Raw genomic sequence first — 21711 nt, 5'->3', positions numbered from 1 at the left:
GCAAGCGTGTCCGTCTCGTCGAGGTACGAAACGAGCCCAGCCGACGATGTCGCACCTGCAATGGATGACCGCTTTGCGGACTGCAACTGCAGCATTACAACACTGTATTGAGTGACCGGTAAGGGTTGCAGCCGCTTGTGACCGTCGCACACCGGAACAACCCCAAATCAACCACTGGCCCCACGTTGCGCGGTTGCGTGCAACCACAGGGCCTAGACAGATGCGCCGCGCCTCCGCATACTCAAAAATGTTAATTCCGCGTTCCCGCGGCGCACAAAGGCTATTGAACCCATCGCATTCGTAGCGCGGCATGGCCCGCAGAGAGGCATTGGTATGAGCAAGAAGACCGCCATCGTTATGATCCACGGAATGGGCGAGCAGCGCCCGATGGAAACCTTGCGCGGCTTCGTCGATGCGGTGTGGAGCGACGATCCCGGCATCGTCCATCCCAGCCGGGCGGGCATTTTTTCGAAGCCTGATTTCGTCTCAGGTTCGTTTGAGCTGCGCCGTATCACGACGCGCGAGTCCAGCGCGACACCGCCTAAGCGGATGGATTTCTTTGAGTTTTACTGGGCCCACCATATGCAGGGGCACACAACCGCGATCGTGATCAGTTGGGCGCAGCGCGTCTTTCTGCGCGGGAGTGGCGATGTGCCAGCCGAACTGGTCGGGCTATGGCGCTTTGCGCTGATTTTGCTGGCGGCGGCGGCTCTGGTGCTGGGACTGTGGCTTGCGCCCAAATGGGGCCTGCCGTTTGGCCTGCCTGGCTGGGCTGCGGCTCTGGTCGGGGCGCTGGTGGCGCTGGTGGGATGGCTATTTCCCGCCAAAGTGTTGCCCAGGATCGGTGATGCGGCGCGTTACCTCGACCCCTCCCCAAACAACGTGGCGATCCGCCAGACCATCCGGTCCGAAGGTGTCGCGCTGTTGGAGGCTTTGGCAGCTAAGAAGAAATACGACCGGATCATAATCGTCGGCCATTCCCTTGGATCGGTCGTGGCTTATGACATCGTGCATTTCCTTTGGCTGCGGCTGAGCCACGAGGCACAAGTGGCCGCTCACGCCGATCCCGCGACGGCTGCGGCGCTTGCCACGGTCGAAGAAACGGCGCGCGTACTTGCCGCCGCGCCTGCCGATCAGGTTGGCACGGCCCGCATTGCGTATCGCCAGGCGCAGCGCGCTTACTTCGCTACAATCTCGGCAGACAAAGATGACCCGCTATGGCTCATCAGCGATCTGGTAACGCTCGGCTCGCCCCTGTCGAAGGCCGACGCTCTATTGGCCGACACGCCGGACGCGTTCGCCGCGCGCAAAACCTTGCGCGAGTTGCCGACGGCCCCGCCCACGTTCGAGGACGAAGGCGGCACCCCGGTCTTCACTTATCAACCGAATGCCAGCCCACACCGACGCCCGCACCACGCCGCCCCCTTTGCCGCCACGGTTTGGACAAATATCTACGTCCCTTTCCGCCGGATCGTGCAGGGCGACATCGTCTCGGGCCCCGCCGCGCCTAAATTCGGGCGCGCGGTGACAGATGTGGAACTGCGCATCGGCACGCCACCGGGATTTCGCCACAACGACTATTGGACAGCGCCCATCGCCAACACGCGGTCTGAGACGCTCAAAGCCCTCCGCGCTGCGGTGAACCTGGCGCATCTAACCGAGGAAGAGGCGCTCTGGCACGGCAAGTCTGAACAGACGCCTATCCGGGCGCACAGCCTCTGACGGTCCGCCGATGCGCTTTGTTGAACGCGACCGCGTCCCACCGCCCAAATGGTTTTTCACCAAGGAAGCGGAACAGAACCGTCGAAACCTGCTAGATTTTTTCTCGCAAACCTTCGAAGGCCTCACGCAAAAACGCATCGGGGAACCGGCAATGAAAACTGTCGTGATCGGTCTGGAGCAAGGGGTGCGCGGCGATCTGATGAAGCTGTTCGACCGGTGCTGTGCCTTTTGCGAAACGCCAGTGGGCGATGAAGCCCCGATTCATCGGTTTCGCCCGACGGCCAATGCCGAACCCGCCGTCGATACCAGCACCTCGCACCTCTACTACACTTGGTTGGCGGAAGCGTGGCAGAACCTGTACCTGATCTGCAACGACTGTCAGCCCGACCGCCCGGAGTATTTTCCAGTCAAGAACGACCGGCGCGCGCCGTTGCCCGGGGCGGAGGCTTTCGAAGCCTTCGTTGACCGCGAGGACGGCCGCTGGCCGGAGTTTCCATTGAAGGAAGCACATGTCTTTGCCGATCCCTGCTATGATGAGAAGCTGTGGCGGCACTTCCGCTTCTTGCCTCATGGAACGATCCTTGGGAGAGACCGGACCGGTCGCGCGACCATCGCCCAGTTCAAGCTGGACCGAAACAGTCTGACCCGCGATCGCGAAGCTGCCTTCCGAACTCGCCAGTTTGCGCTGGAAAACGTTTTGGCGGGCACATCTGGCGCAACACCAGACCACATATTGGGCCCGGATATCGCAGGCTTTCCCGGTGCCTCGCTGATATACTTCCGCGAGGTGCTGGGCATTGCGCTTGGTCGGTCGCGCCCCTCGGCCAACGTCACAGGTGCGCTTGAACAACTGATCCGCCTGCCCGATGCGCAAGATCGGCTGCGCGGCGCCATCGCCCGGCTGGACGCGGAAGAGAGGGACCTGATCGCCCATGAAGCCGTGGATCCTGAAGAGCTGATGCGTGCGGGCTATTATGCCCCGCCGCCGTCTTCTGCCTTGCCTGTGCATCTGGCGATCCGCAACTACAAATCGCTGGAGAAGATCGACCTCTCAGTGCCCGATGCACCGGAGGGCGGCACCAGACCCACTGCACCTTCGATGCTAATCCTGGGCGAGAACGCGGCGGGCAAAAGCACCATCCTCGAAGCCTTGGCGCTCGCGTTGATCCCACCGGGCACGCGGCAGATGTTGCGGCTCGACCCCTCGAAGCTCGTGCTTAACCCTCAATTCATTGGCGGCGAAGACCCCGCGCCCGAAACGGCAGAGATCACCCTCACTTTCCATAGTGGTGCCACCCGGGCGCTGAATATACGTGCGGGCGGCGATGCAGGAGTTGGTTTCAGCGAAGACGGTGTCGCTTCGAGCCTGCCGCTCTTTGCGTACGGCGCTTTTCGTCAGTACCTTGAAACCGAACGCCGCAACACGCGCCATAGGCATATCCGGTCGCTCTTTGAACCCAACGAGCTGCTGTCGAACCCCGAAAAATGGCTCCTCCGCCTCAGCCCGTCGGATTTCAACATGGTCGCTCGGGCGCTGCGCGACGTGTTTTCCATCGAGGCGAGCTTTGATGTGCTCGCTCGCGACGACGATAGTGTCTATGTCGTCTCTCCCATTGGGACCGACGGGACGTCATCGCGCACGCCGCTCTCGGTTGTGTCGTCGGGTTTCCGGGCGGTGCTCGCGATGCTGTGTGACATCATGCAGGGGCTCATGAACCGCAAGATCAATCGCGATTTCGAGTCGCTGGAAACCGCCACCGGGCTGGTTCTGATTGATGAGATCGAAAGCCATCTACACCCACGCTGGAAGGTGTCGATCATGACCGGTTTGCGCAAGGCATTGCCGCAGGTCTGCTTCATCGCGACCTCGCATGACCCGCTGTGCCTGCGCGGTATGCACAAGGGCGAGGTTCTCGTGCTGGAACGTGTAACCGAGACCTCTGAACAGGGCCTGCCGGTTACTACCCAAGCCTTGGTAGACCTGCCCGACAACCAGAACTGGACGATCCAGCAGCTTCTGACGGCTGATTTCTTTCAACTGCGCTCCACCGAAGCTGTGGACAGCGAACGCAACCGCGCCGCCGCCGAAGACGCTTTGGCCCGTGGCGACCGACCCGAGGACAATCCCGATGTCCGCGCTTACCTGACCGAGATCAGCGCCGCCCTGCCCATCGGCGACACAGAGGTGCAGCGCCTGGTTCACGAGGCCATCGCCGACTATCTGGCAGAGCGGAGCACTGCCACCCGGGCGCGCATCGACACATTGCGCGACGCGACCAAGGCCCGCATCCTGAAAGCACTCAGAGGCTACGATGCGCCGAATTGAGGAAAGAGGCCCAGCCCCCGATGGGTTCGAGGATCGCGCGCGTAACGAATTCGACAAGGTCGTCGCTCATCGTGCCGATCGCACCAAGAAGAAAAGCTTCGATTTCAAGGTCTACAAACACAAAGATCTTAAGGACGCGCTGCACAATCTGTTCCATGGCAAATGCGCCTATTGCGAAACCTTCTACTCCGCCACGCAGCCCATGGACGTCGAACATTTCCGCCCCAAGGGCGCCGTGGCCGAAGATGACGATCATCCCGGCTATTGGTGGCTGGCGATGAAATGGGACAACCTACTGCCCTCTTGCATCGACTGCAACCGCAAGCGAAAGCAGTTCACGCCGCATGGTGACGTTCGCCAACTCACGCTGGTCAACGAGACCGCCAACGCGTTTTCCGATCATGCGGTGCAAAATTCCGGGAAGAAAGACAGCTTCCCGCTTGCGCCCACCGGCGCCCGCGCCAACGCCCCTAGCGCCACCGCGCGCGATGATGTTGCCGCCGCAGGCAGTCCGGGTCTTGTGGGCGAGGCGGCGCTGCTCCTCAACCCGGCGGCAGATGATCCTGCACAGCACCTGGTCCATCACTTTGCGCGCGTGACCGACGATCAGGGGCGCAGCTTGCCGCCTGTGTCTTTCCTGTTGGCGGCCCCCCTGGATCCTGCCGAGCCAGACCCGTTCCGGGGAGAGGATGACCTAAGCCTGAAGGGTGCAACCTCCATCCATGTCTACGGGTTGAACCGGCTGGGCCTGGTTCAGGCCCGGACCGAATTGCTGCGCAGGCTGGAGTTTATGGGCACTCTGATCGTTCAGCTTCATGCGCTTTCCGATCAGATCGAGGACGTTCCCCCCCCGGCAGACGCCGGAACCGCTCAACTTCTGACACACGCTGCGCGCGCCTTGCGTGGATTGGCGGACGAGATCACGGCCGAGCTGGTCCAGATGGGCCGTAAAGACAAGCCGTTTTCATCGATGGTACAAGCGTGGCTGGACAGTTTCACTGGCGATTTTAGCGTCTGAGTATGGACATATGTCGCCTTTAGCTGATCGGAATCGTCCGGTCACCCCGTTCGTTTCCAATGTCGTGATGCTGGCATAAGGCAAGATGTTTGAGGCCGATGATGCACTAACAATCAACTTGGACCAGTCAGATGAGGCTGCTCACTGCGGGATCAAAAACGCTTGTAAACTGATGGAGGATCGGACCAATCCTATCGTTCAGCCAAGGCGTTGGTAGCACATGCCTGCCTTTTCTGTGCAATCGGTCTTACATGTCTGCAAGGCGCAGGAGAGCAGACCTTCTCTTCCACTGATCTAACAGCAGAAAGGCCCCGCAGAATGTAAGTTCGACCGCGTTCAGATTTTGCTCATGCAGCGAATGGCATGTGTGGATGGCTCCTGCATAGCAAGACATTTTTGATCTGATTTGTGCATTTGTCAGAAGCAGTCATGTGTCCGGCCTGTTTGCGCGGTTTTGACCGCTGGCCCTGATGGGTTCCGCAAACCAAGTTCCTATCAGCTTTACGGGCTATTATGCCCGCGCCATTCGGCGGAGTGTCTTGGCTTTGGCGGCAGACTTATGCACCATCATCTCGCGGGTCTTGCTAACTCATTGTTCCTTTCGTCTCAGGCTATAGTGCGTGGGCTGTAGGGTTCGTTGCGGGTCAGGACAGCCCAGACGATCCGGGCGGTCTTGTTGGCCATGGCAACAGTTGCGACACGCGCAGATTTGCGTTCAAGCAAGGATGTAAGCCATTTGCTGGCTCGCTCGGGGTGGGATCGTGTTTGTCGAACGAGTGATGTCATACCAACGACAAGCAATGATCGCAGATACTGGTCACCCATCTTGGTGATCCGCCCCAACTTCTCTTTACCGCCGCTGGATTTGTTGGCAGGCGTTAAACCCAGCCATGCTGCGAACTCCCGACCGTTTTTGAATTGGTGACCATCTCCAATGCTGGCGATGATCGCAGAAGCCGTCACCGCGCCGACGCCGGGTATAGTGCGCAGCAAACGGACACGCGTATCTTCTTTGGCCACTTGCTTGAGGCGCTCTTCATACCATCGGACCCGCTTATGCAGAGCCATGAGCTGTTCTGACAGATTGCGGATCACCTCGTTGGCGATGTCTGGCAAGTCGAGCACTTCCCCAAGAGTGATGTCCTCAGCAAATCCAATCACACGGGCCAGCCCTTTGGGAATGAAGATACCGAACTCCGCGACCAGACCACGCAGATTGTTGATGAGTTGCGTTCTTTGACGCACCAAAAGGTCACGCGCCCGATGCAGCGACAACAGGGATTGCTGCTCGACTGTTTTGGTCGCAACAAACCGCATGGTGGGTCGAGTCACTGCCTCGCAAATTGCTTCGGCGTCAATGGCATCAGACTTACCGCGTTTGACATATGGCTTCACATACATCGGCGGAATCAGCCGAACCTCGTGACCAAGAGCTGTCAGTTCACGGGCCCAATGATGCGCACTGCTGCACGACTCCATGCCAATCAGGCACGGATCCAGTTTTGCAAAGAACGGCAGAAATTGCGCTCGTCGCAGCGGCTTGTTGAACACGACTTCTTCGCTCGCGGTGATCCCGTGGACTTGGAAAACGTTCTTGGCCAGATCAACGCCGATTGTGGTATTTTGCATGGGGTGGCTCCCCTCATAAGCAGATTTTGACACCTGCACTATGGCGCATTGCGACGCCGGTTGAAGCAGGAGCCATCCACCCCATCAGCTTTTTTGCTTCGAATAGACTTAACCTCAATGGCCAGTCTACTCAGCGTCACAGGGCATCACGGCCTGTTCGCCGGACCCTGCTGAAAAGAACTTCCCGTCAGGTGATAATGCAAAGGTATTGGTCACAACACACCCATTTGGGTTCCTATCCATAAGCAGAAACGCCGCATTAACCGCAGGTGGAATGGGCGATAGCCGCCGATCCAGTTTATGAGTTCCGACACCGATTAACTCGACTTGTCTTATTAGGAAGTGTCGCAGCAGAAGCGCTTGTTCGGTTGGCGGTAAAACATACTGTTCATCTACCAGTCTTATATCGCATAGGCGTCTTTGAGTGCCGTCTCGAGATGTCCATTGCGTGAGCAAAACATACAATTCTGACTCTGGAGGAGCCCAAGCCTCTTGTGTCGAAGACATGCCCCAATCACGTGCATGGTGCTCCGGAACGTCGCGCTCTTCAAGGCCTGCGCTATTGAATGCCGAGCTAAATTCGATGGACAATCGACAGCGTTCGAATAGGCTTTCAAAATCTTGAATGATACTCTGAGCGTGAATTGGTTTGCCCGACAACCACAGCGTCATCACCAACAGAGCAAGGTATCTTTTCCTGAAACTCACCGAAATGCCTTCATTAGCTGAAACTCGGAATCCGACATTGGCTGCAACGTAGAATTCTTGCAAGATAGGCTCGGAACGGACCAATGCCAGCGCGGCGATGCCATCGGAGCAGGCAAGTTCAGAGCGGACATCATCCGTTCAGGCCAAGCCCTTGATATCGCAGCTTGCCACGCGGTGCCTGATCGTCGGCAGATTGTAGGCAGATATTCGAACAACTGGCGGCGAAAGCGCCAGAAGAGCCCTTTTTGCTCAATGCTGCGACAGGGACCAAAGCCCGCTTTTGGTACGCGCGGTGGAAGGAGATCAAATGACAACAGGTGCAAGTCCTTACTGTGCCTGCAGACAATCTATGGAGGACTACAGAAAAGACGTAGCAAATCCAGGTTTTGATGTGTATGTCTACTTGAACTGCGGTTTAGAGAGTTACGGAAGAGGCATCGTCCATGTGGCCAAGAACATATAATGTCTTTGTGCTGACCACAGAAGAAGTATCAGAAGCAACAGTCGAACATATTACACAAATCCTAAGCGGAAATGATGACTGCGTCGTCGTCACGCACAAACCTAACCGCACCACAAAGGCGGCTAATGGGAAAGGCTTTAAATACGAAGGGTGTAGAGTTCGGGTACGAGAGCAACAATGCATGATAGAATTGAATGATCGAACAAGTTTGGATACATACAAATATAAATTGAGGAAATCTGGTTAAGAAAAGCCTTTGCATCGTCCGGTAGCGAGGTTAATTAATTAATGTCAGGTGATTATGTATTCGTGCGGCGCTTACATTCCAGCGCCGAATATGAAAAGGTGCTAAACAACAACCTAGATAAACTTCGTCTTTGGAACGAAGCGTATCCTAATCACGAGTCCTGGATTAGGAACGTAATAACAGGTCTCAAAGAAGACGACTACGCGCGCATTGCCTATGGAGCGTTTGCCTTACTCGATCATAAGGACGAGCAATATATTCCGCTAGCAGCGTCGATGATTCTTACGAAGAAGGCCTTTACTCCGTACCTCGAGATAAAGAACCTTTCAATCTTGGATAACGAGCTGAGTGAGGCCGTTAAAGAAGGCACTGACTATAGCCGTTTCCGTGAGCGATGTATTGAAAAACTTTTGCTGGAAGCCGTAAGGTTCGCAGAGGCGAGAGGTTACGAAAAGTTAGTTTCAGAGGTGTTCAACAGTCGCCAACTAAATGGAGAAATCATCTCTCAGATGGTGCGCTTCGGATTTAACTTGGACGGCAGTCACGCTCGAAAGCATAGGCTGAACGACAGCACTGTGTATTTGTCGAGGGAAGTTGAACAAATATATTCACTTGATCCCTACGACAACATGGCAAGTGCAAAGTGGATACTAAGCCAAGTAATGCCTGGCTTTGAGAAAATAGAGCGGAGCAAAGTTGAGTTTGTTTGTGACGATGGAACAAAATTAAACGGATTTGGTTTTATCGTGTCTGTAAGGAATTTCCATACGCACCCAAAGAAGAAGTTCAACCGAGATGAGATTATAATCTGCGTGCCAGAGATTGCTTCGAGTAGGTTGACCTGTAACGTTTCTCAGATAAAGTCTGACTTCGATCTTCATAAAGTCTCCTACGTACTCAACTTTCAGCGTTCGAATAGTTTATTGCGGTCGATTAATAATTTTCTGAAGGCAACAAACGCGCAAGCGGAGTACTTCGACCGAATAGAAATTGATCGAATTTTGCTGGGTGACGCTATGGGGCATAGTGCTCGCTTGAGTGAAGAGCATTTGCAGCTACCGTATGATCAAGTAGACGGAATGATGGTTTCGTCTAATCCGAAACGTATTGAAGGAAGAAAGACGAGTTCGGCTCTCTCTCAGGGTAAGTATCCGGTCTATGTTCAATTAGGTCCTCGCGGGCGATACCTCTTTCAAGAACAATACCTTGTATTTACTTATACTTTTGATGAAGAATTGAACCCATACGAAGAGAGGGGTTGCAAGATTTGGGGCATTGGACGCATTGAAGGTACTTACTTCGTCGACATTGATCAGGAACGAATAAAGCTGAGGGAATCGGGTGATCCGAACTCAGAACGATACTCGGATGCGGACATACTTTTTGAAAACCTGGAGGCGGTTTTTGATGGAGAAACTCACGAGATTATATGGAGCAAAGAGCAGTTTTCTCAACACAACAATTATAATGCTTCTAACCAAGTGGTCGGAATTTCCCTCGATCAGTTTTATGATCTTAGTGGGGCTGGGCTATCCATTCCAGTAAAAAACCTCAAAACTACAGATTTAAGGAAAAAACTCCTAGCAGAGGATAGCGCTGTCTATCTGAGTGCTGATGAAGTAAACGCGATTTTGTCTTCAGTAACGTCGGAGCCTATCTTTCCCGGTACTGGGGCAGCGGGTGTTCGGTCTGTCGACCTTTCAAGTGCTCCGACTTTACAGTATTGCCACTCATCGCCCTCTAACAGGGATAAATTGTTTAACAACCACAGCACTTTAACCGAGATTTTTCAATCGTCCTTTAGTTTTCTCGACCCAGTACCTGTACTTTCATACAGCAGATTGTTGGCTGCCATGAGCCTCCGGCCCGAGATTTCTGTGTTGGCCGCGCACATTACGAGCAGTAACGTTCTTGAATTAGTTAGTGAAGAACCTGATCAACGCGCAGTTTCGATTGAAATGGAGGTTTTCGCTCAGGCCATTATTGACACGGGCTTCGCGCCAAAGCTCAGCGTGCTGCTGTGCTGCAACTCGACCGAGTATGCTCGAAAGATATCTGAAGCGGGTGGGTTTGCGGTTGGCTTCGAAGGCCTTTTACACGAGACGATCCCTCCAACGCTTATTCAAAGATTACTCAAAGATGTTCAGGGCAAAACCGAACTTTCAGAGTTTGATTTGAGAACATCGCTTCAAGGTCTTAGTTTAGAACAATCGGGAAAATTCAACTTCAATCTATTCCACAAAGGGCAAACACTATGTTAGACGGATACTCATGGCTTAGTGTACCTCAGCCAACCCTGAAACCTTTTGCACTTTTGACTAAAAGCAAAAGGAGCGGTTTAAGTCTGTTTAAGAGTCAGCCTGTGACCGTGGTCCACTCCGACATAAGGGCTTTGTTGCCTTCGAGCTCTGGCGGCGTGCCCCCAAGTACTGATGGCGGTAAGGTTCTATTGACAGACGCGACATTCAAGTACGGCTTTGATGGTAAAGCGACCGCCGGGGTTCCGCTGGTTTCTGGCGTTGATGGCGCAAGCATCAAAGGAAACCTAGGTGTGCAATGGACATATATTTACAGATTCAAGACTTTGGTGACAGAGTCAATTGTCGATAGGATCTCTTTCAGGAGGGAATTGAGCGAGAGTTTTTCAAAAGAATTCGGCAAAGAAAACTATGAGACAGTCAAAGGTGGCCGGGCTTTTGTTCTTACTGATTTGGTGCTCTGTAGCAGTTTCGAGGTGCGGAAAATTCGAACCAGTGAAGCAGGTATGGAAGCTCATGGGCCTTCTATGACGCAATTTGAGGTCAGTGCTGGAATGGAGAGTTCATCAGATTTGGTGCTAAATTACTCTGAGACCGTCGGAACTGCTGTGGCGTTTAAGGTATGCGAATTGGTCTACGATCCTGAAGAACGGATTGTACGGATTGGTGATGACAGCATACAAACCTACAGAGGTTCCAGTTCAAAGTCGACTGACGCTCCATCAGGTAGTTTTGAACCGCTTGTATTGCTTGACCCGCCATAACGCGCATTGAAAACTCACTGCTGTATGGCCATGAGACAATCCAGTCCCGACGGCGGATTCAAAAAGCAGACATTGGTGCAGCCACAGCGAATTGGCACTTTGTCCCGCAGACTTCCAGTTCGTCGGTTGCTCGATCGTGCACCTGCGGCGAACGGCGGCTTCGACGGGCCGCACTGCAGCAACTGACACCCCAATCGGAAGGCGGCTTTGGGCCGGGAATGTCACCAGCGAGCAGAATGCCTGCTCAATCTATGCGTCGTCGCAGCTTTGCCATTGATCGATTGCCCACGCCTCGACGGTGCACAAGAATTCTGCTCGTATCTTTGGGTCTCGGATGGCGGTGTAGGCAGAGGTCAGCCGGAATAATTCTGCTTCGCTTAGCTGGTAAACGGTTTCAATCATTTGGGGTCTCCTTTGTCGTGGTGAATGGGGTATGGTAGCCCCAACCTTTTGAAATTGCGCTGTAATGTGAGGCGGGAGACGCCCAGTAACCACGCAACATAACGGCATGGCAGGTCTTCTTCGGCCATCCAGTCGTATGCGTCTTGAATGATTTCTGGGGTAAGGCATGGTGGTCGGCCAAGGCGTTTTCCGCGTTTTCGGGCGATATCCAAACCCTCGCGGGTGCGGCGGCTGATGATACGGCGTTCAAAGTTCGCGAAGGCAGCAACCATCGTGTAGAACAGCTCGCCTTCCGCCGTGGCGGTATCAATCGGCAAAGACAAGATACGCATTTTGATACCCCGCTCACGCAGTGCCTCTGCTGTCAGCATGGCATCAATCGAACTGCGAAAAGCACGATCCAGATCCAGCACGACAAAGGTGTCGTTGTGCGAAAGCGCAGCCAATGCAGATTCAAACACCGGACGCTCATCCGCAACGGCTGAGACATACTCGACATAGAGGTGATCACATTCGGCTTCCAGCGCTGCGGTCTGACGATCCGTCGCCTGCGCCCGGGTCGAGACGCGGATATAGCCGATCCGGCGGGGTGTCTGCATCAGATGTGATCGAAAACGATCCTTTCCGATCACCTGAGTTCGCGCATCACACACGCCCGTATGCGCGGCGTAAATCCCCGTTTTTGCGTGTTGCGACGTTAGGCTGTATGGTCGCTCCAGTAAAGTCTCGCCCTGTTCAAAAATCATGGAATATGAACAGCATAGCCAAGATGGTCAAGGCAACGGCAATGGTTACCTCCCTCGCAATCTGTCCACAGGTTTCTTCTGCGGAAGGATTTACCGGAGAGGTTTTTCTCAAGCGTTCGATGGACGATCAACGCGCTTATGTCTCAACACAACTCGTGATGGCTTCTTCAATTGCAGCGCGTATCAAACCCGAAGTGTCGGACTGCATCGGACGCGTTTTCTTTGACGAACTCGGGATGTCAGAGAGCGGATTTGATACTGTGATGGCTAGGGTCGGTGAGTTTTCAGAATTCCATCCAAGTTCGGTGCTGGTCATTGTCATCGAAAACGAATGTGGTTCGTTCAATTGAAGCTTGGGAAGGCCTGCGGTGCGGACGAGAGCTGCGCCTCTTGGCTCGGTTTTGTCTCGACAGAAGCTGGGGCCGGACGCAGATCCTCAATGCGCTGAATGGCATCCCGCAGGTCATCTTTGCTCATGGGGTTGTCGCGGTCGTCATAGCGGTCGCGAATATCGCCAAGCACTTCAAATCGGTAGGTACGCCATTGATCCAATAGGTCCGTATAATCACGATGGCTTTGCTTTAAAGCAAAATACTCCTCCGCCGTTGGTGCGTTTGCAGGCCAAATGATCCCATCTGCGATTTCGGGCGGCAATTCCTGACCATCCGCTGACACAACCCGCCCATCGGCTGTTTTGAATACAGGCTGCCCATCCGGGCCACGGGCGGCGGCATTTTCCAACGCCTCAATCTGTATTTGCAAATCGATTAATTGTTGTTCGAGGTCTGAGACCGCCTGATCCGCATCATATTCTGCGGAAGACAGTTCATGCCCAAGCTGCTCATACAAGGCACGGTATTCTGGGTCATCTAGCAACCGTTCCAGAAGGTCACGAAACCGCCGCTCAGCTTTCTTGCGCCGCCCTTCTCGAGATCGGGGATCATCGTCACGCAAGAACCGCTGCACCCGCGCGCCGTCCTGACCCGACAATTCGCGTTGCAAATCATCAAGGTCTTCTTTTCGTTGTATCTCTGGCCAATCCGTCTTCTGCATAAATCCTTGCCTATAAGTATACCTTAGATCGGCAGAGAGGTGCAAATTTGAGGCGGATACGGATTACCCACGCATGCACACAACGGTTCAATTGAGACGCGCACTGGGGGATTGAACGGGGGCTTTGCCCCCTTCACAAGCCGTTTTTGGTATTACCAAAAACACAGCTTGCGTATATTCTCCTTAGCCCAATTCTTTGCAACTCTTGGGCTGCCAGGTGAACCACTTGGCGCATGATCTGGATCGCACACAGCTAAGACCATCACGGGTCCCATCGCAAGCAGGATCGGGTCATGCACCGGTTTACGATCTGAACAGATGAAGGAGAGTCCTCGGATGTCTCGAACGCAAGAACAGATAAACCACCACGTCGTTGCAAACTATGCAGGCATTGACGTCAGCAAAGACACTTTGGATTTCGCGATTTATGGCAAGGACACTCATCTGTCCGTGCCGAACAACAAACGCGGCATCCAAAAGCTCATACGAGAGTGTTTGCTGAACAATGTCGAGCTGGTCGTTTGAGAACCTACCGGCAAGTTCCATAGGCTGCTTCATAAGCAGTTGCACGATGCCGAAATCCCCGTCGCAGTCGTCAATCCGTTCCGCAGCCGTCAATTCGCGGACAGCCTCGGACAGTTGGCGAAGACTGACAAAATCGACACGCGCGTCCTCGCCAAGTATGGCGCGGTGATCAATCCACCAGCAATTGAGCCGATCTCAGACACGGGAAAGAAGCTGCAAGAACTTAAGACCGCGCGACGCCAACTTGTTGATGAGATTGGCAATCTCAAGCGCCGCCTCAAGGCCTGTGACTACGACCTCGTTCAAAAACAGTTCCGGGCGCGCCTGAAGCTGGCGCAATCTCATAATTCGGCCATTGAAGACGCGCTACGGGCAGTGATTTTAGCTGATCCCGAGCTTTCGTCGAAGTTCAAGATACTCACGTCCATCCCGAACATCGGCGCGACGACCGCTGCACGGTTGCTGGCCGATCTGTCAGAGCTGGGTCACGTGAATTGTCGCCAAATCGCAGCGTTGGCAGGTGTGGCTCCTATGAACTGGGACAGAGGTTCGCGAACGGGAACGCGTGTGACACGAGGCGGACGATCGCACATCCGGAAGGCGCTCTATATGTGCGCGGTTTCCGGCATAAATCGACGCGGCGCATACAGCAAGATCTACAAGAACCTGATCCAAAAAGGGAAACCACCTAAGGTCGCACTCACTGCGATCATGCGGAAGCTCGTCATTCGGGCCAATACCTTGGTCTCCGAAAACAGGTGTTGGGAGCATCGCCTTCCGTGATCCTGTCAGGGGTTGAATGAACTCGATATCAGGCTTGCGAAATCACAGATGCTTGCATTAATAGCTCAACGGAGGGTAATCTCGCACGGTAGAGCTTAATGAAGCTCCAACGAGCAAAAATAGAGCTCTCCATTAGAACTGTAAAAACTAATTACATTGAATGGTTTTTCGCTAAACTCGGATGTGTACTTAAATAATGGAAGAGTGAATGTTTGAAGTGAAATACACGCTTGCGGTTAGCATTTCAGTTGTTATCACAATGTATAGCTCCTCGCAATTTGGATACTTTTCTCCCCAAGAATTTATTGAGGGAATTCGGTCTTTGGTGTCGAGCGAAGTCGTTAAAACTGAACGTTTCATGTGTCGCCTGGTTGCTCCTGGCAGACTGGAACTTAATGAAACCGGTCAAGAATGCTTGGCTATCTCATATTATTCTACTGCTCAAGGACAACAAGAGGTCGAATTAAGGGCAATATGTCCCACCTACGGCCTCGTGGTCAAAGGGAACATTGATGGGACAAGATTTCGTGCATCCTTAGCAGGCCCGCGCCACTTAAGTGCCTATCATAAAGTTTATACCGATAACGGTATCGAACACGACCCAGTGTCGATAAAAGCGCCATGGTCCAACCAAGTCATCGAAATCGACGATTGCGGAATAATTAGTGACGACCACGAAAGACAGGGATGGGGAATTCCATTAGCTCCTAATCCACAGTAAATTTTAATATTTTCTAAGGTCAGGATTGATAACAAGTAGATTATGGTTGCCGCTAGTGCGATGGCTTGCACTGCGACCTCGGGAAGAAAAGGGAAAGCTTGGCCATCTGCTAGGGTCAGGACCCATTGATTTCCGCCTCGTGGCGTGATTCACCGCTGCAAAAATAGCGGTGAATATGTCTGATCTTTTCTGGCTGACGGATGCGCAGATGGCGCGTCTCGAGCCCTTTTTTCCAAAGTCCCACGGCAAGCCGCGCGTTGATGACCGGCGTGTTTTGAGCGGGATTATCTTCATCAATCGCAATGGCTTACGATGGCGCGACGCACCCGCCGCATACGGGCCACATAAGACGCTCTACAACCGTTGGAAGCGGTGGAGCGACAAAGGTATCTTTGCGCGGATGATGGCAGGTCTGGCCGCAGATCACGGCGAAAAGAAGACTGTGATGATCGACGCTACCTATTTGAAAGCACATCGAACGGCGACCAGTTTGGGCGTCAAAAAAGGGGGCGTGGGCGTCTGATCGGGCGCACCAAGGGCGGTATGAATACCAAGTTGCATGCCATCTGCGACAGCCAAGGACGCCCGCTGAACCTGTTCGTGACCGCAGGACAAGTCAGCGACTACATCGGTGCACGGGCGCTTGTCAAACGCCACAAAATCGAGAACAGCTTTGCCCGTCTCAAGGACTGGCGGCGGGTTGCGACACGATATGACAGATGCCCAAAAGTCTTCTTGTCAGCATGTGCCTTGGCAGCCGTGGTCATGTTCTGGTTATGAATCCTGACCCTAATCAAGAGGGGGAATTACCCAATCACTTGAGTGACAAATTTTGGATTTACATATATCAAAAACAAACCAACAACCGAAGTAAGGAAAATAAAAATAGGAAACCAACTTTTTCCTCCGATCCATAGCCCACTCCAAACCACACCTCCATTCAAGGTTATCCGGTATAAGCGAAATAAGTGAATTATCGCTTCGCCCACCCCCCACAGAAAAACAGGGGAGATCAAACTACTAGCATGCCAACCTACATCCGAACCTATCCCTGTCCATGCTCCCGATATTAGTCTAGCTGCAAGCAAACCATCATTCACAAATTGCAAGGCTGGCAGTCCGAATGCCAATCTATTCTGATCAGGGAGAATTCGCACAAACAAGCCAACGATTATTGAACTTGATAGTAATATCGCATTTGTAAAGGTCGGGATTCCGGAAAGTAACTCTTCACCATTCCTCAGAACTGGGTCAGTAAACCTATTTGTTTCAATCGCTTCAGCGAGGTAGCCATGAATAAAGGTGTCGACCTGCCAAATCAGAAATAACGTAACAAAGATACTTGGCAAGTTCCTCCAAAAATGCTTTCTTGGCTTTCGGCAAGTGGATATTAGCAACATTAGAGCAATAGAAGCCCCAAACGCGCTAACAATCACAAACCCGCTCCGCAATAAAAAAATCTGAATATTTGAGAGCTCACGGGCAGCAAACGGAACGTATGAAGCAACCAAATCCAAAGTAAGTAGGGCAAACAAAGGTGCAAACAATAACATTAAGTATGATTGGAAAATTACAAATGGAACAAATTTCCAACTAAGAGTATTGACCTCACTTAATTTCTCAAGTCTATCACTATAGCTGGAGTGCGTCATTTTATTCCAAAATTTCACCAGCACATTAGAGGTGGTAGACATATCCTCAAGGATAATCTCTCGCTTTAAAATATTTTCGTAACGTTCTTTAAAGACCTCATAACATACCCTGTCCACAAAATACTCTCTTTGATGCGAGTACCGCGATAAGAAAAACAACGGATACACCGAAACCCCAACCACCAGAAGCAAAAAGCCTAAAATGATAACGCTTTCCCTGGCTAGAAAATTCATCTGAGAGGCGAATTCCCCACTGGAAACACTTACCGAAAATAGCCCCCATGAAATTATGGTTAACAATGAGCAAAAAATCAAAACAGAGATACGTAGCGGATCTCTGTTTTGCAGATGAACAGCTTCATGCAGATTTACGATAGACAAACCAGAAGTACTACCCTTTCTGACGCATTTCTCCAGTTCTTCTTTAGCGATCGTAGAAAACTTAAAGAAAATAAAGTCGTAGGCCGCTGATGAACCCCTCTGGGAAATTCGAACACCAGCTAACCTTTTAGAAAAAAAATCCAAGTCAGCACTCAATAATTCACGCTCTAGGAGGGTCGCCTTTCGAGAGGTTAGGAATCCGAACAATGGCCAAATGAAGAAAAGAACAAGAAATAAAAACAAGCTAACAAATGCCAAGTATTTTAGATCAACGAACATACTGACAGGCAGTAGAGATAACGCGGTCAAAGCCAAGGGAAAGAATAAATTTTGACTTTGACTAAATTGCATTGAGAGTGGTCGTTGAGATTCTATCAACAGGTTCACATATTTCTTCTCCAAACCATCTTTACTCACAACAATCTCTCCTTACCGCCAAAATTAACTTTGCAATTACTGAAATTACAAACAGAAATCGCAAGAAAAGTTCCAACACCAAAAAACACAATCAAAAATAGAAGCCTATAAATCAAGCAAGAAATCTATCCCATCCACCTCCCAAAAAGCCCCCTCTATAGCTTCACTTGCTTTAATAAAAGCAAGTATTGCCCCAATATTAGAAGGTGTTAAGCTTGATGGATCGTCAACTTGCAAATGCACCTCCTTGATCTTCGAATGCCCGAAACCCATCATCACTCTTGGGCCTATTTCGAACTGAAGCCTAGAAACTTGCTTCAGTTCTGAAAGTTGCTCATCCCTTAACTCAGAGACGACTACATTTAAAGATTTCCCGACTGGAGCACGCAATACCAAGCGAAACACCGAAATTGATTCCGTTCCCTTCGTTTCGCGAAGCCGCTTTTGTTTGGACGTTTGTGAAAGGATCATAGCTAAATCGTCTAACGGTCGGCCTTGCAAAGAGAAAACCTTATCATTTATCGACAACACGCCTTTCGGAAGTTTACAATCTAAAAATGAGCAGTTCGACACATCGCTTCCGGTGAAATCAAAACCCTCTAAATCTAAGCCATCAAACGAAATACCCGAAAGGTTCACCCACCTAAAGTCTGTTTTGGGATCAAGCTCCAGGTGTTTTACTGAATCTAAAAAGTTCAACTCAGAGGATACCTGCAAGAAGGCAATGTTATCAAAGTCATTCTGAGTAAGACTTAAAAATGGATTACCGTGAATCAAAGCTGCACCTCTCCAACAAAGATCAAACCGCAAGAAACGTCATAACTAGAGCACTGCCTTGATTGTGCTTCAAAATGAGAAAATGAGAAAATATCAGTATAATCAGCCCTATTAACTTACTCCCCTTGCAAAACGAAACCTTTCAGAAATGAAAAATTCCTCCAAAAACAAAAAAATGATCCGATCCACCTTAAGAAGGTCTCCGCCGTTCGAATTCCATCCACATACAGCAACCCTGATTAGCTATTTTATCAATCTTGACGCCTCAAGAAATACACTGCCTTCCCATTTTAGGCAAAGTAAAATTCAGGCAAACCTAAACCTCAAATAGTTTTCAGGTGAAACTTATCAGAGACAAGCACAACCTATTCTGTGAGCGTGATTTGCGATACCTTGATATTTCGACCCTCCACCTCGAGAAATCTCTTATTTAACAGAACACAAACCAATCTATCGATCAAGTTCACACGCTCATCATCATCCTCGTCCCCAGTAACATTTGAAGAGGTGTCAATCGATCTTACATCAAGATTGTAACGCATTACCTCGGTAGATACACGAATTGATCCACCGGCGCTTGACTTAGGGGTTACGATACATACGATGTCTGAAATTGCGTTCCCAAAAAGAAATCCAAAATCATCTTTTGGTCCTATCGCAGTGTATCGGCCCCGATTATTGTCTAAGATGTAGTTTGGCAGCTCTCGTCTGCTGCTTTTAGAGAACTTAGTTGCTTCAAAATTTTGCGCCTTGATTTCGAATGCTGCGCGCGTAGTTCCGTACATGTAGAAGCGGTTACCGATTTCCTGTTCGAATATATCAAAAGTCAAGTCCATCGCCATACCTCTGTCAATATTGTTTGCAGGAAGCTCAGTCCATCTTAGGCCCGAAACATTGATCAAGGATCTATGTCTATTTTCGTCATCCAGTGTCGTTACGCCGTCGAGCTCACTTGCTTCAACGAACTCACAAATCTTCCCAATGGTTTCTTCCGCAGGCTCACCAAAAGCTCGATAGTCGAGCAATTTGGCAAATTTCTGAGCTCGAGTGTCTGCGGTCGCGTGGAGTCTGTAGTGCACTATTGCAGCATAGTGTATTCCGGATCCCTCCTCCAATTTGCTGATGTTTCCTCTGCTTATTCTACACACTTTGTTCCACACATTGCGTTCTCTGCCCTCGGCGTTCATAGGCTTGGCGACATCTATCCACGCTGGCCACCACTTGTCTTGCGTGCCATCAAGTTTAGGATCGTGATGTCTATCCCTGTACCAGAAGGCACATTTTTTAGCTGAGACCTTGTAGCTATACTCGAGATCTTTATCTTCTAGGCGTTTTGAATGTTTGATCGCATCATAGAACTTAACGAACGGGACAATAAGTTTCGTTTTCATCACCACCCCACTTAAACACTTCAGTCACTGTGTCGGAAGAATCTTTAAGGTTCAAGATCACTGTGAAGATCAAGAAGCTTGGTGCTAAGCACTAGACCTGAGCTCATCTGACGATCAACGATAAACGGCCCAAGAACGCTAGGACGGGGATGGTCATGTAGGCGATAGAATTCTCGTTGGATATCGTCGTCTGGATAAAAAGTAATTGAGGATGGGTCGTTGGTTTCGGTGTGCTCCAAACCATGATGGTGCCACTCAAAAGTACGTGGCCGACCTCGTTTGTCGAAAATTGCATGAGATGGATCACCGCTCGGAGGACTATGTAATTCATCCCCCAGCCGCACTTGTCGCACGCGCAAAACACCTGTTTCTTCGTCGTATATTTCTCTGATGTTGTACTGCGTTTGTCCTTCGCCAGGTCTAGAGTCAATCACAGTTATATCTTACTTTGAAAGATAAAATAAATCAACAAAAACATAATATTACAATATTTCCGCGATTTCTGCGGGCTTCCGAAGACTTCTGCAACTAGGCGGAATTACATGCGGTTCAAACTCTGCCAAAACATCAGATGTTGGGCAACTGTCTCAACCTGATCGGCCGATCTGACTGTCTAGGAGTTGCGCTTCTCCGCAGTGCCAAGGAGATATAAAATGGCACCTTTTTTGAACAGTAATAGAACTGTTTATTCCGTCTCAGCCTCTTTTCAAAAGGCAAGCCCCAAACAGCAAGCGACCTTGCCAGATGGTAAGTTGGTTTCAGGAGAAGTCTCAAATACCGCACTTTTTACGCAGACGGTGGAGGTTTCACAATGAGCCGCATTGTTATTGCCGCACATGCGCGCTTGCTGCGCAATCCGCTCCACGCATCCAGCCTCGCTCAGTATTGGCGCGACAAAGGGTTGAGTGCGACGGCAACGGCGGATGAGATCTCCTACACGCCTTATTATTGGCACATCGCTGGAAACTCGGTTCTGACGCATGAGGTCGAGGAGATTGATATCGAGCGCATGGACCTGTCTGACGACCCATTTAGCTACACGGTGGACGGTACGCGCGTCTTTGTTGAGAAACGCTTCTATAAGCGCGGCAAGATCAGCACAGAGCAAAGCATACCGCTTTTAAATACCAATTGGGCCTTTGGCAAAGATCCTCGCCGCACGATGAACCGCTTCTTTGCAAAGGCAAATGCGCCCAGCCGTAACCGCGTTAAGGCAAGCCAATTGTCATTGATGTTCTGGGCAGATGTTTCCCAGCGGATCCAACAAGAAGAATAACCGCCCGCCATCGGCCCCAGTCATCGCCTGATCTCTGTTTTTGAGGTCGGGCGATGATCTTATTGGGAAGGGTTTTGTTATGTCGGTTTTGGCATCGGGGATGATTGTCTTTGCAAATACGGCCTTATCTGTTGCGGGGTCTCTGGCGCTTAAACATGCGTCCCAAAGCGGGGATGCGTGTTTTGCGATTGTTGGCTGCTTGGCCTGGGCCGGAACCGCTTTGGGGGTGTTTGCCCTCCTGAACCGGGCGCATGATCTGGGCTCCATTGTGTTGGTAAGCCAAGGTCTTGGCTTTATCGCCGTGCTTGCTCTGTCGTGCATCTTCTATGGTGAGCCGTTGCCTCTGCGTCGGGCCATGGCGGTGGGCCTGCTGCTGTTAAGCCTTGCACTTGCGGCCTGAATGCGCGGCCATAATCCGCCCAGTGATGGCCCATCCGCCCCTCTCAATCCAC

At 51.5% G+C, this 21711-nt stretch carries 20 protein-coding genes and 2 pseudogenes; 14 read left to right on the top strand and 8 right to left on the bottom strand.

What is annotated here, in order from left to right:
• The first annotated feature begins 333 nt into the window (after window positions 1-333).
• Genes ACXAEW_RS13180 through ACXAEW_RS13170 form a run of 3 tightly spaced genes read left to right on the top strand, consistent with a single transcriptional unit; the run spans window position 334 to window position 5066 of the window.
• Complete coding sequence (locus ACXAEW_RS13180) at window positions 334-1722, top strand: hypothetical protein (protein WP_474941754.1); 1389 nt, start codon at window positions 334-336, stop codon at window positions 1720-1722.
• Between the two features lie 10 nt (window positions 1723-1732).
• Window positions 1733-4048: an AAA family ATPase gene (locus ACXAEW_RS13175; protein WP_474941753.1), complete on the top strand. Its 2316-nt coding sequence runs from the start codon at window positions 1733-1735 to the stop codon at window positions 4046-4048.
• Window positions 4035-5066, top strand: coding sequence for an HNH endonuclease family protein (locus ACXAEW_RS13170; protein WP_474941752.1), 1032 nt, complete (start codon window positions 4035-4037; stop codon window positions 5064-5066). The genes ACXAEW_RS13175 and ACXAEW_RS13170 overlap by 14 nt, the downstream gene beginning before the upstream one ends.
• Window positions 5067-5672: 606 nt before the next feature.
• On the opposite strand, the gene ACXAEW_RS13165 is transcribed toward ACXAEW_RS13170, so the two are convergent.
• Complete coding sequence (locus ACXAEW_RS13165; RefSeq protein WP_474941751.1) at window positions 5673-6695, bottom strand: IS110 family RNA-guided transposase; 1023 nt, start codon at window positions 6693-6695, stop codon at window positions 5673-5675.
• A gap of 126 nt (window positions 6696-6821) precedes the next feature.
• Complete coding sequence (locus ACXAEW_RS13160; protein WP_474941750.1) at window positions 6822-7466, bottom strand: hypothetical protein; 645 nt, start codon at window positions 7464-7466, stop codon at window positions 6822-6824.
• A gap of 688 nt (window positions 7467-8154) precedes the next feature.
• On the opposite strand from ACXAEW_RS13160, the gene ACXAEW_RS13155 reads away from it, so the two are divergent.
• Window positions 8155-10374, top strand: a complete 2220-nt coding sequence (locus ACXAEW_RS13155) for a hypothetical protein (protein WP_474941749.1) — start codon at window positions 8155-8157, stop codon at window positions 10372-10374.
• Window positions 10368-11135: a hypothetical protein gene (locus tag ACXAEW_RS13150; protein ID WP_474941748.1), complete on the top strand. Its 768-nt coding sequence runs from the start codon at window positions 10368-10370 to the stop codon at window positions 11133-11135. Before ACXAEW_RS13155 ends, ACXAEW_RS13150 begins: the two co-directional genes overlap by 7 nt.
• A gap of 249 nt (window positions 11136-11384) precedes the next feature.
• Here ACXAEW_RS13150 and ACXAEW_RS13145 read toward each other — a convergent pair whose 3' ends face one another.
• A complete protein-coding gene (locus tag ACXAEW_RS13145) occupies window positions 11385-11537 on the bottom strand; it encodes a hypothetical protein (protein ID WP_474941747.1) in 153 nt (50 codons plus the stop codon).
• Window positions 11534-12136 carry a recombinase family protein gene (locus ACXAEW_RS13140; protein WP_474941746.1) on the bottom strand — a complete coding sequence of 201 codons (603 nt, stop codon included), beginning with the start codon at window positions 12134-12136 and terminating at the stop codon, window positions 11534-11536. The genes ACXAEW_RS13145 and ACXAEW_RS13140 overlap by 4 nt, the downstream gene beginning before the upstream one ends.
• A 5-nt stretch (window positions 12137-12141) precedes the next feature.
• Here ACXAEW_RS13140 and ACXAEW_RS13135 point away from each other — a divergent pair, with 5 nt between their 5' ends.
• On the top strand, window positions 12142-12633 hold the full coding sequence (locus ACXAEW_RS13135) for a hypothetical protein (RefSeq protein WP_474941745.1): 492 nt from the start codon (window positions 12142-12144) through the stop codon (window positions 12631-12633).
• Here the strand turns inward: ACXAEW_RS13135 and ACXAEW_RS13130 are convergent.
• On the bottom strand, window positions 12626-13336 hold the full coding sequence (locus ACXAEW_RS13130) for a hypothetical protein (protein WP_474941744.1): 711 nt from the start codon (window positions 13334-13336) through the stop codon (window positions 12626-12628). The two genes, ACXAEW_RS13135 and ACXAEW_RS13130, sit on opposite strands and share 8 nt — an antisense overlap.
• A gap of 336 nt (window positions 13337-13672) precedes the next feature.
• Here ACXAEW_RS13130 and ACXAEW_RS13125 point away from each other — a divergent pair, with 336 nt between their 5' ends.
• From ACXAEW_RS13125 to ACXAEW_RS13105, 5 genes and pseudogenes are all read left to right on the top strand, one after another.
• Window positions 13673-13861: a hypothetical protein gene (locus tag ACXAEW_RS13125; protein ID WP_474941743.1), complete on the top strand. Its 189-nt coding sequence runs from the start codon at window positions 13673-13675 to the stop codon at window positions 13859-13861.
• Between the two features lie 15 nt (window positions 13862-13876).
• Window positions 13877-14134, top strand: a pseudogene (locus ACXAEW_RS13120) (IS110 family transposase); the annotation flags it as partial.
• Between the two features lie 102 nt (window positions 14135-14236).
• The gene (locus tag ACXAEW_RS13115) at window positions 14237-14644 is read left to right on the top strand and encodes a transposase (protein WP_474943034.1); all 408 of its coding nucleotides are present in this window, start codon (window positions 14237-14239) and stop codon (window positions 14642-14644) included.
• 208 nt (window positions 14645-14852) lie between these two features.
• On the top strand, window positions 14853-15365 hold the full coding sequence (locus ACXAEW_RS13110) for a hypothetical protein (RefSeq protein WP_474941742.1): 513 nt from the start codon (window positions 14853-14855) through the stop codon (window positions 15363-15365).
• A 175-nt stretch (window positions 15366-15540) separates the two neighbouring features.
• Window positions 15541-16145, top strand: a pseudogene (locus ACXAEW_RS13105) (IS5 family transposase).
• Between the two features lie 26 nt (window positions 16146-16171).
• Here ACXAEW_RS13105 and ACXAEW_RS13100 read toward each other — a convergent pair.
• The 3 genes from ACXAEW_RS13100 to ACXAEW_RS13090 form a co-directional block, all read right to left on the bottom strand.
• Window positions 16172-17815: a hypothetical protein gene (locus tag ACXAEW_RS13100; protein WP_474941741.1), complete on the bottom strand. Its 1644-nt coding sequence runs from the start codon at window positions 17813-17815 to the stop codon at window positions 16172-16174.
• 105 nt (window positions 17816-17920) lie between these two features.
• Complete coding sequence (locus ACXAEW_RS13095; RefSeq protein ID WP_474941740.1) at window positions 17921-18625, bottom strand: pentapeptide repeat-containing protein; 705 nt, start codon at window positions 18623-18625, stop codon at window positions 17921-17923.
• Window positions 18626-18957: 332 nt separating this feature from the next.
• Complete coding sequence (locus ACXAEW_RS13090) at window positions 18958-19983, bottom strand: hypothetical protein (RefSeq protein WP_474941739.1); 1026 nt, start codon at window positions 19981-19983, stop codon at window positions 18958-18960.
• A gap of 653 nt (window positions 19984-20636) precedes the next feature.
• Between ACXAEW_RS13090 and ACXAEW_RS13085 the strand changes: the two genes are divergently transcribed.
• The 3 genes from ACXAEW_RS13085 to ACXAEW_RS13075 all read left to right on the top strand — a co-directional run bounded on the left by ACXAEW_RS13085 (window position 20637) and on the right by ACXAEW_RS13075 (window position 21659).
• Entirely contained in the window at window positions 20637-20798 is a 162-nt protein-coding gene (locus ACXAEW_RS13085; protein ID WP_474941738.1) for a hypothetical protein, read from the top strand.
• Window positions 20795-21259, top strand: a complete 465-nt coding sequence (locus tag ACXAEW_RS13080; protein ID WP_474941737.1) for a hypothetical protein — start codon at window positions 20795-20797, stop codon at window positions 21257-21259. Before ACXAEW_RS13085 ends, ACXAEW_RS13080 begins: the two co-directional genes overlap by 4 nt.
• A 79-nt stretch (window positions 21260-21338) precedes the next feature.
• Window positions 21339-21659, top strand: coding sequence for a hypothetical protein (locus ACXAEW_RS13075; RefSeq protein WP_474941736.1), 321 nt, complete (start codon window positions 21339-21341; stop codon window positions 21657-21659).
• Window positions 21660-21711 lie beyond the last annotated feature (52 nt).

Source organism: Epibacterium sp. ABZ3_068, assembly GCF_056159265.1.
Note: the sequence above shows the minus strand (reverse complement) of the source record. Positions and strands in the feature narration are given on the sequence as shown.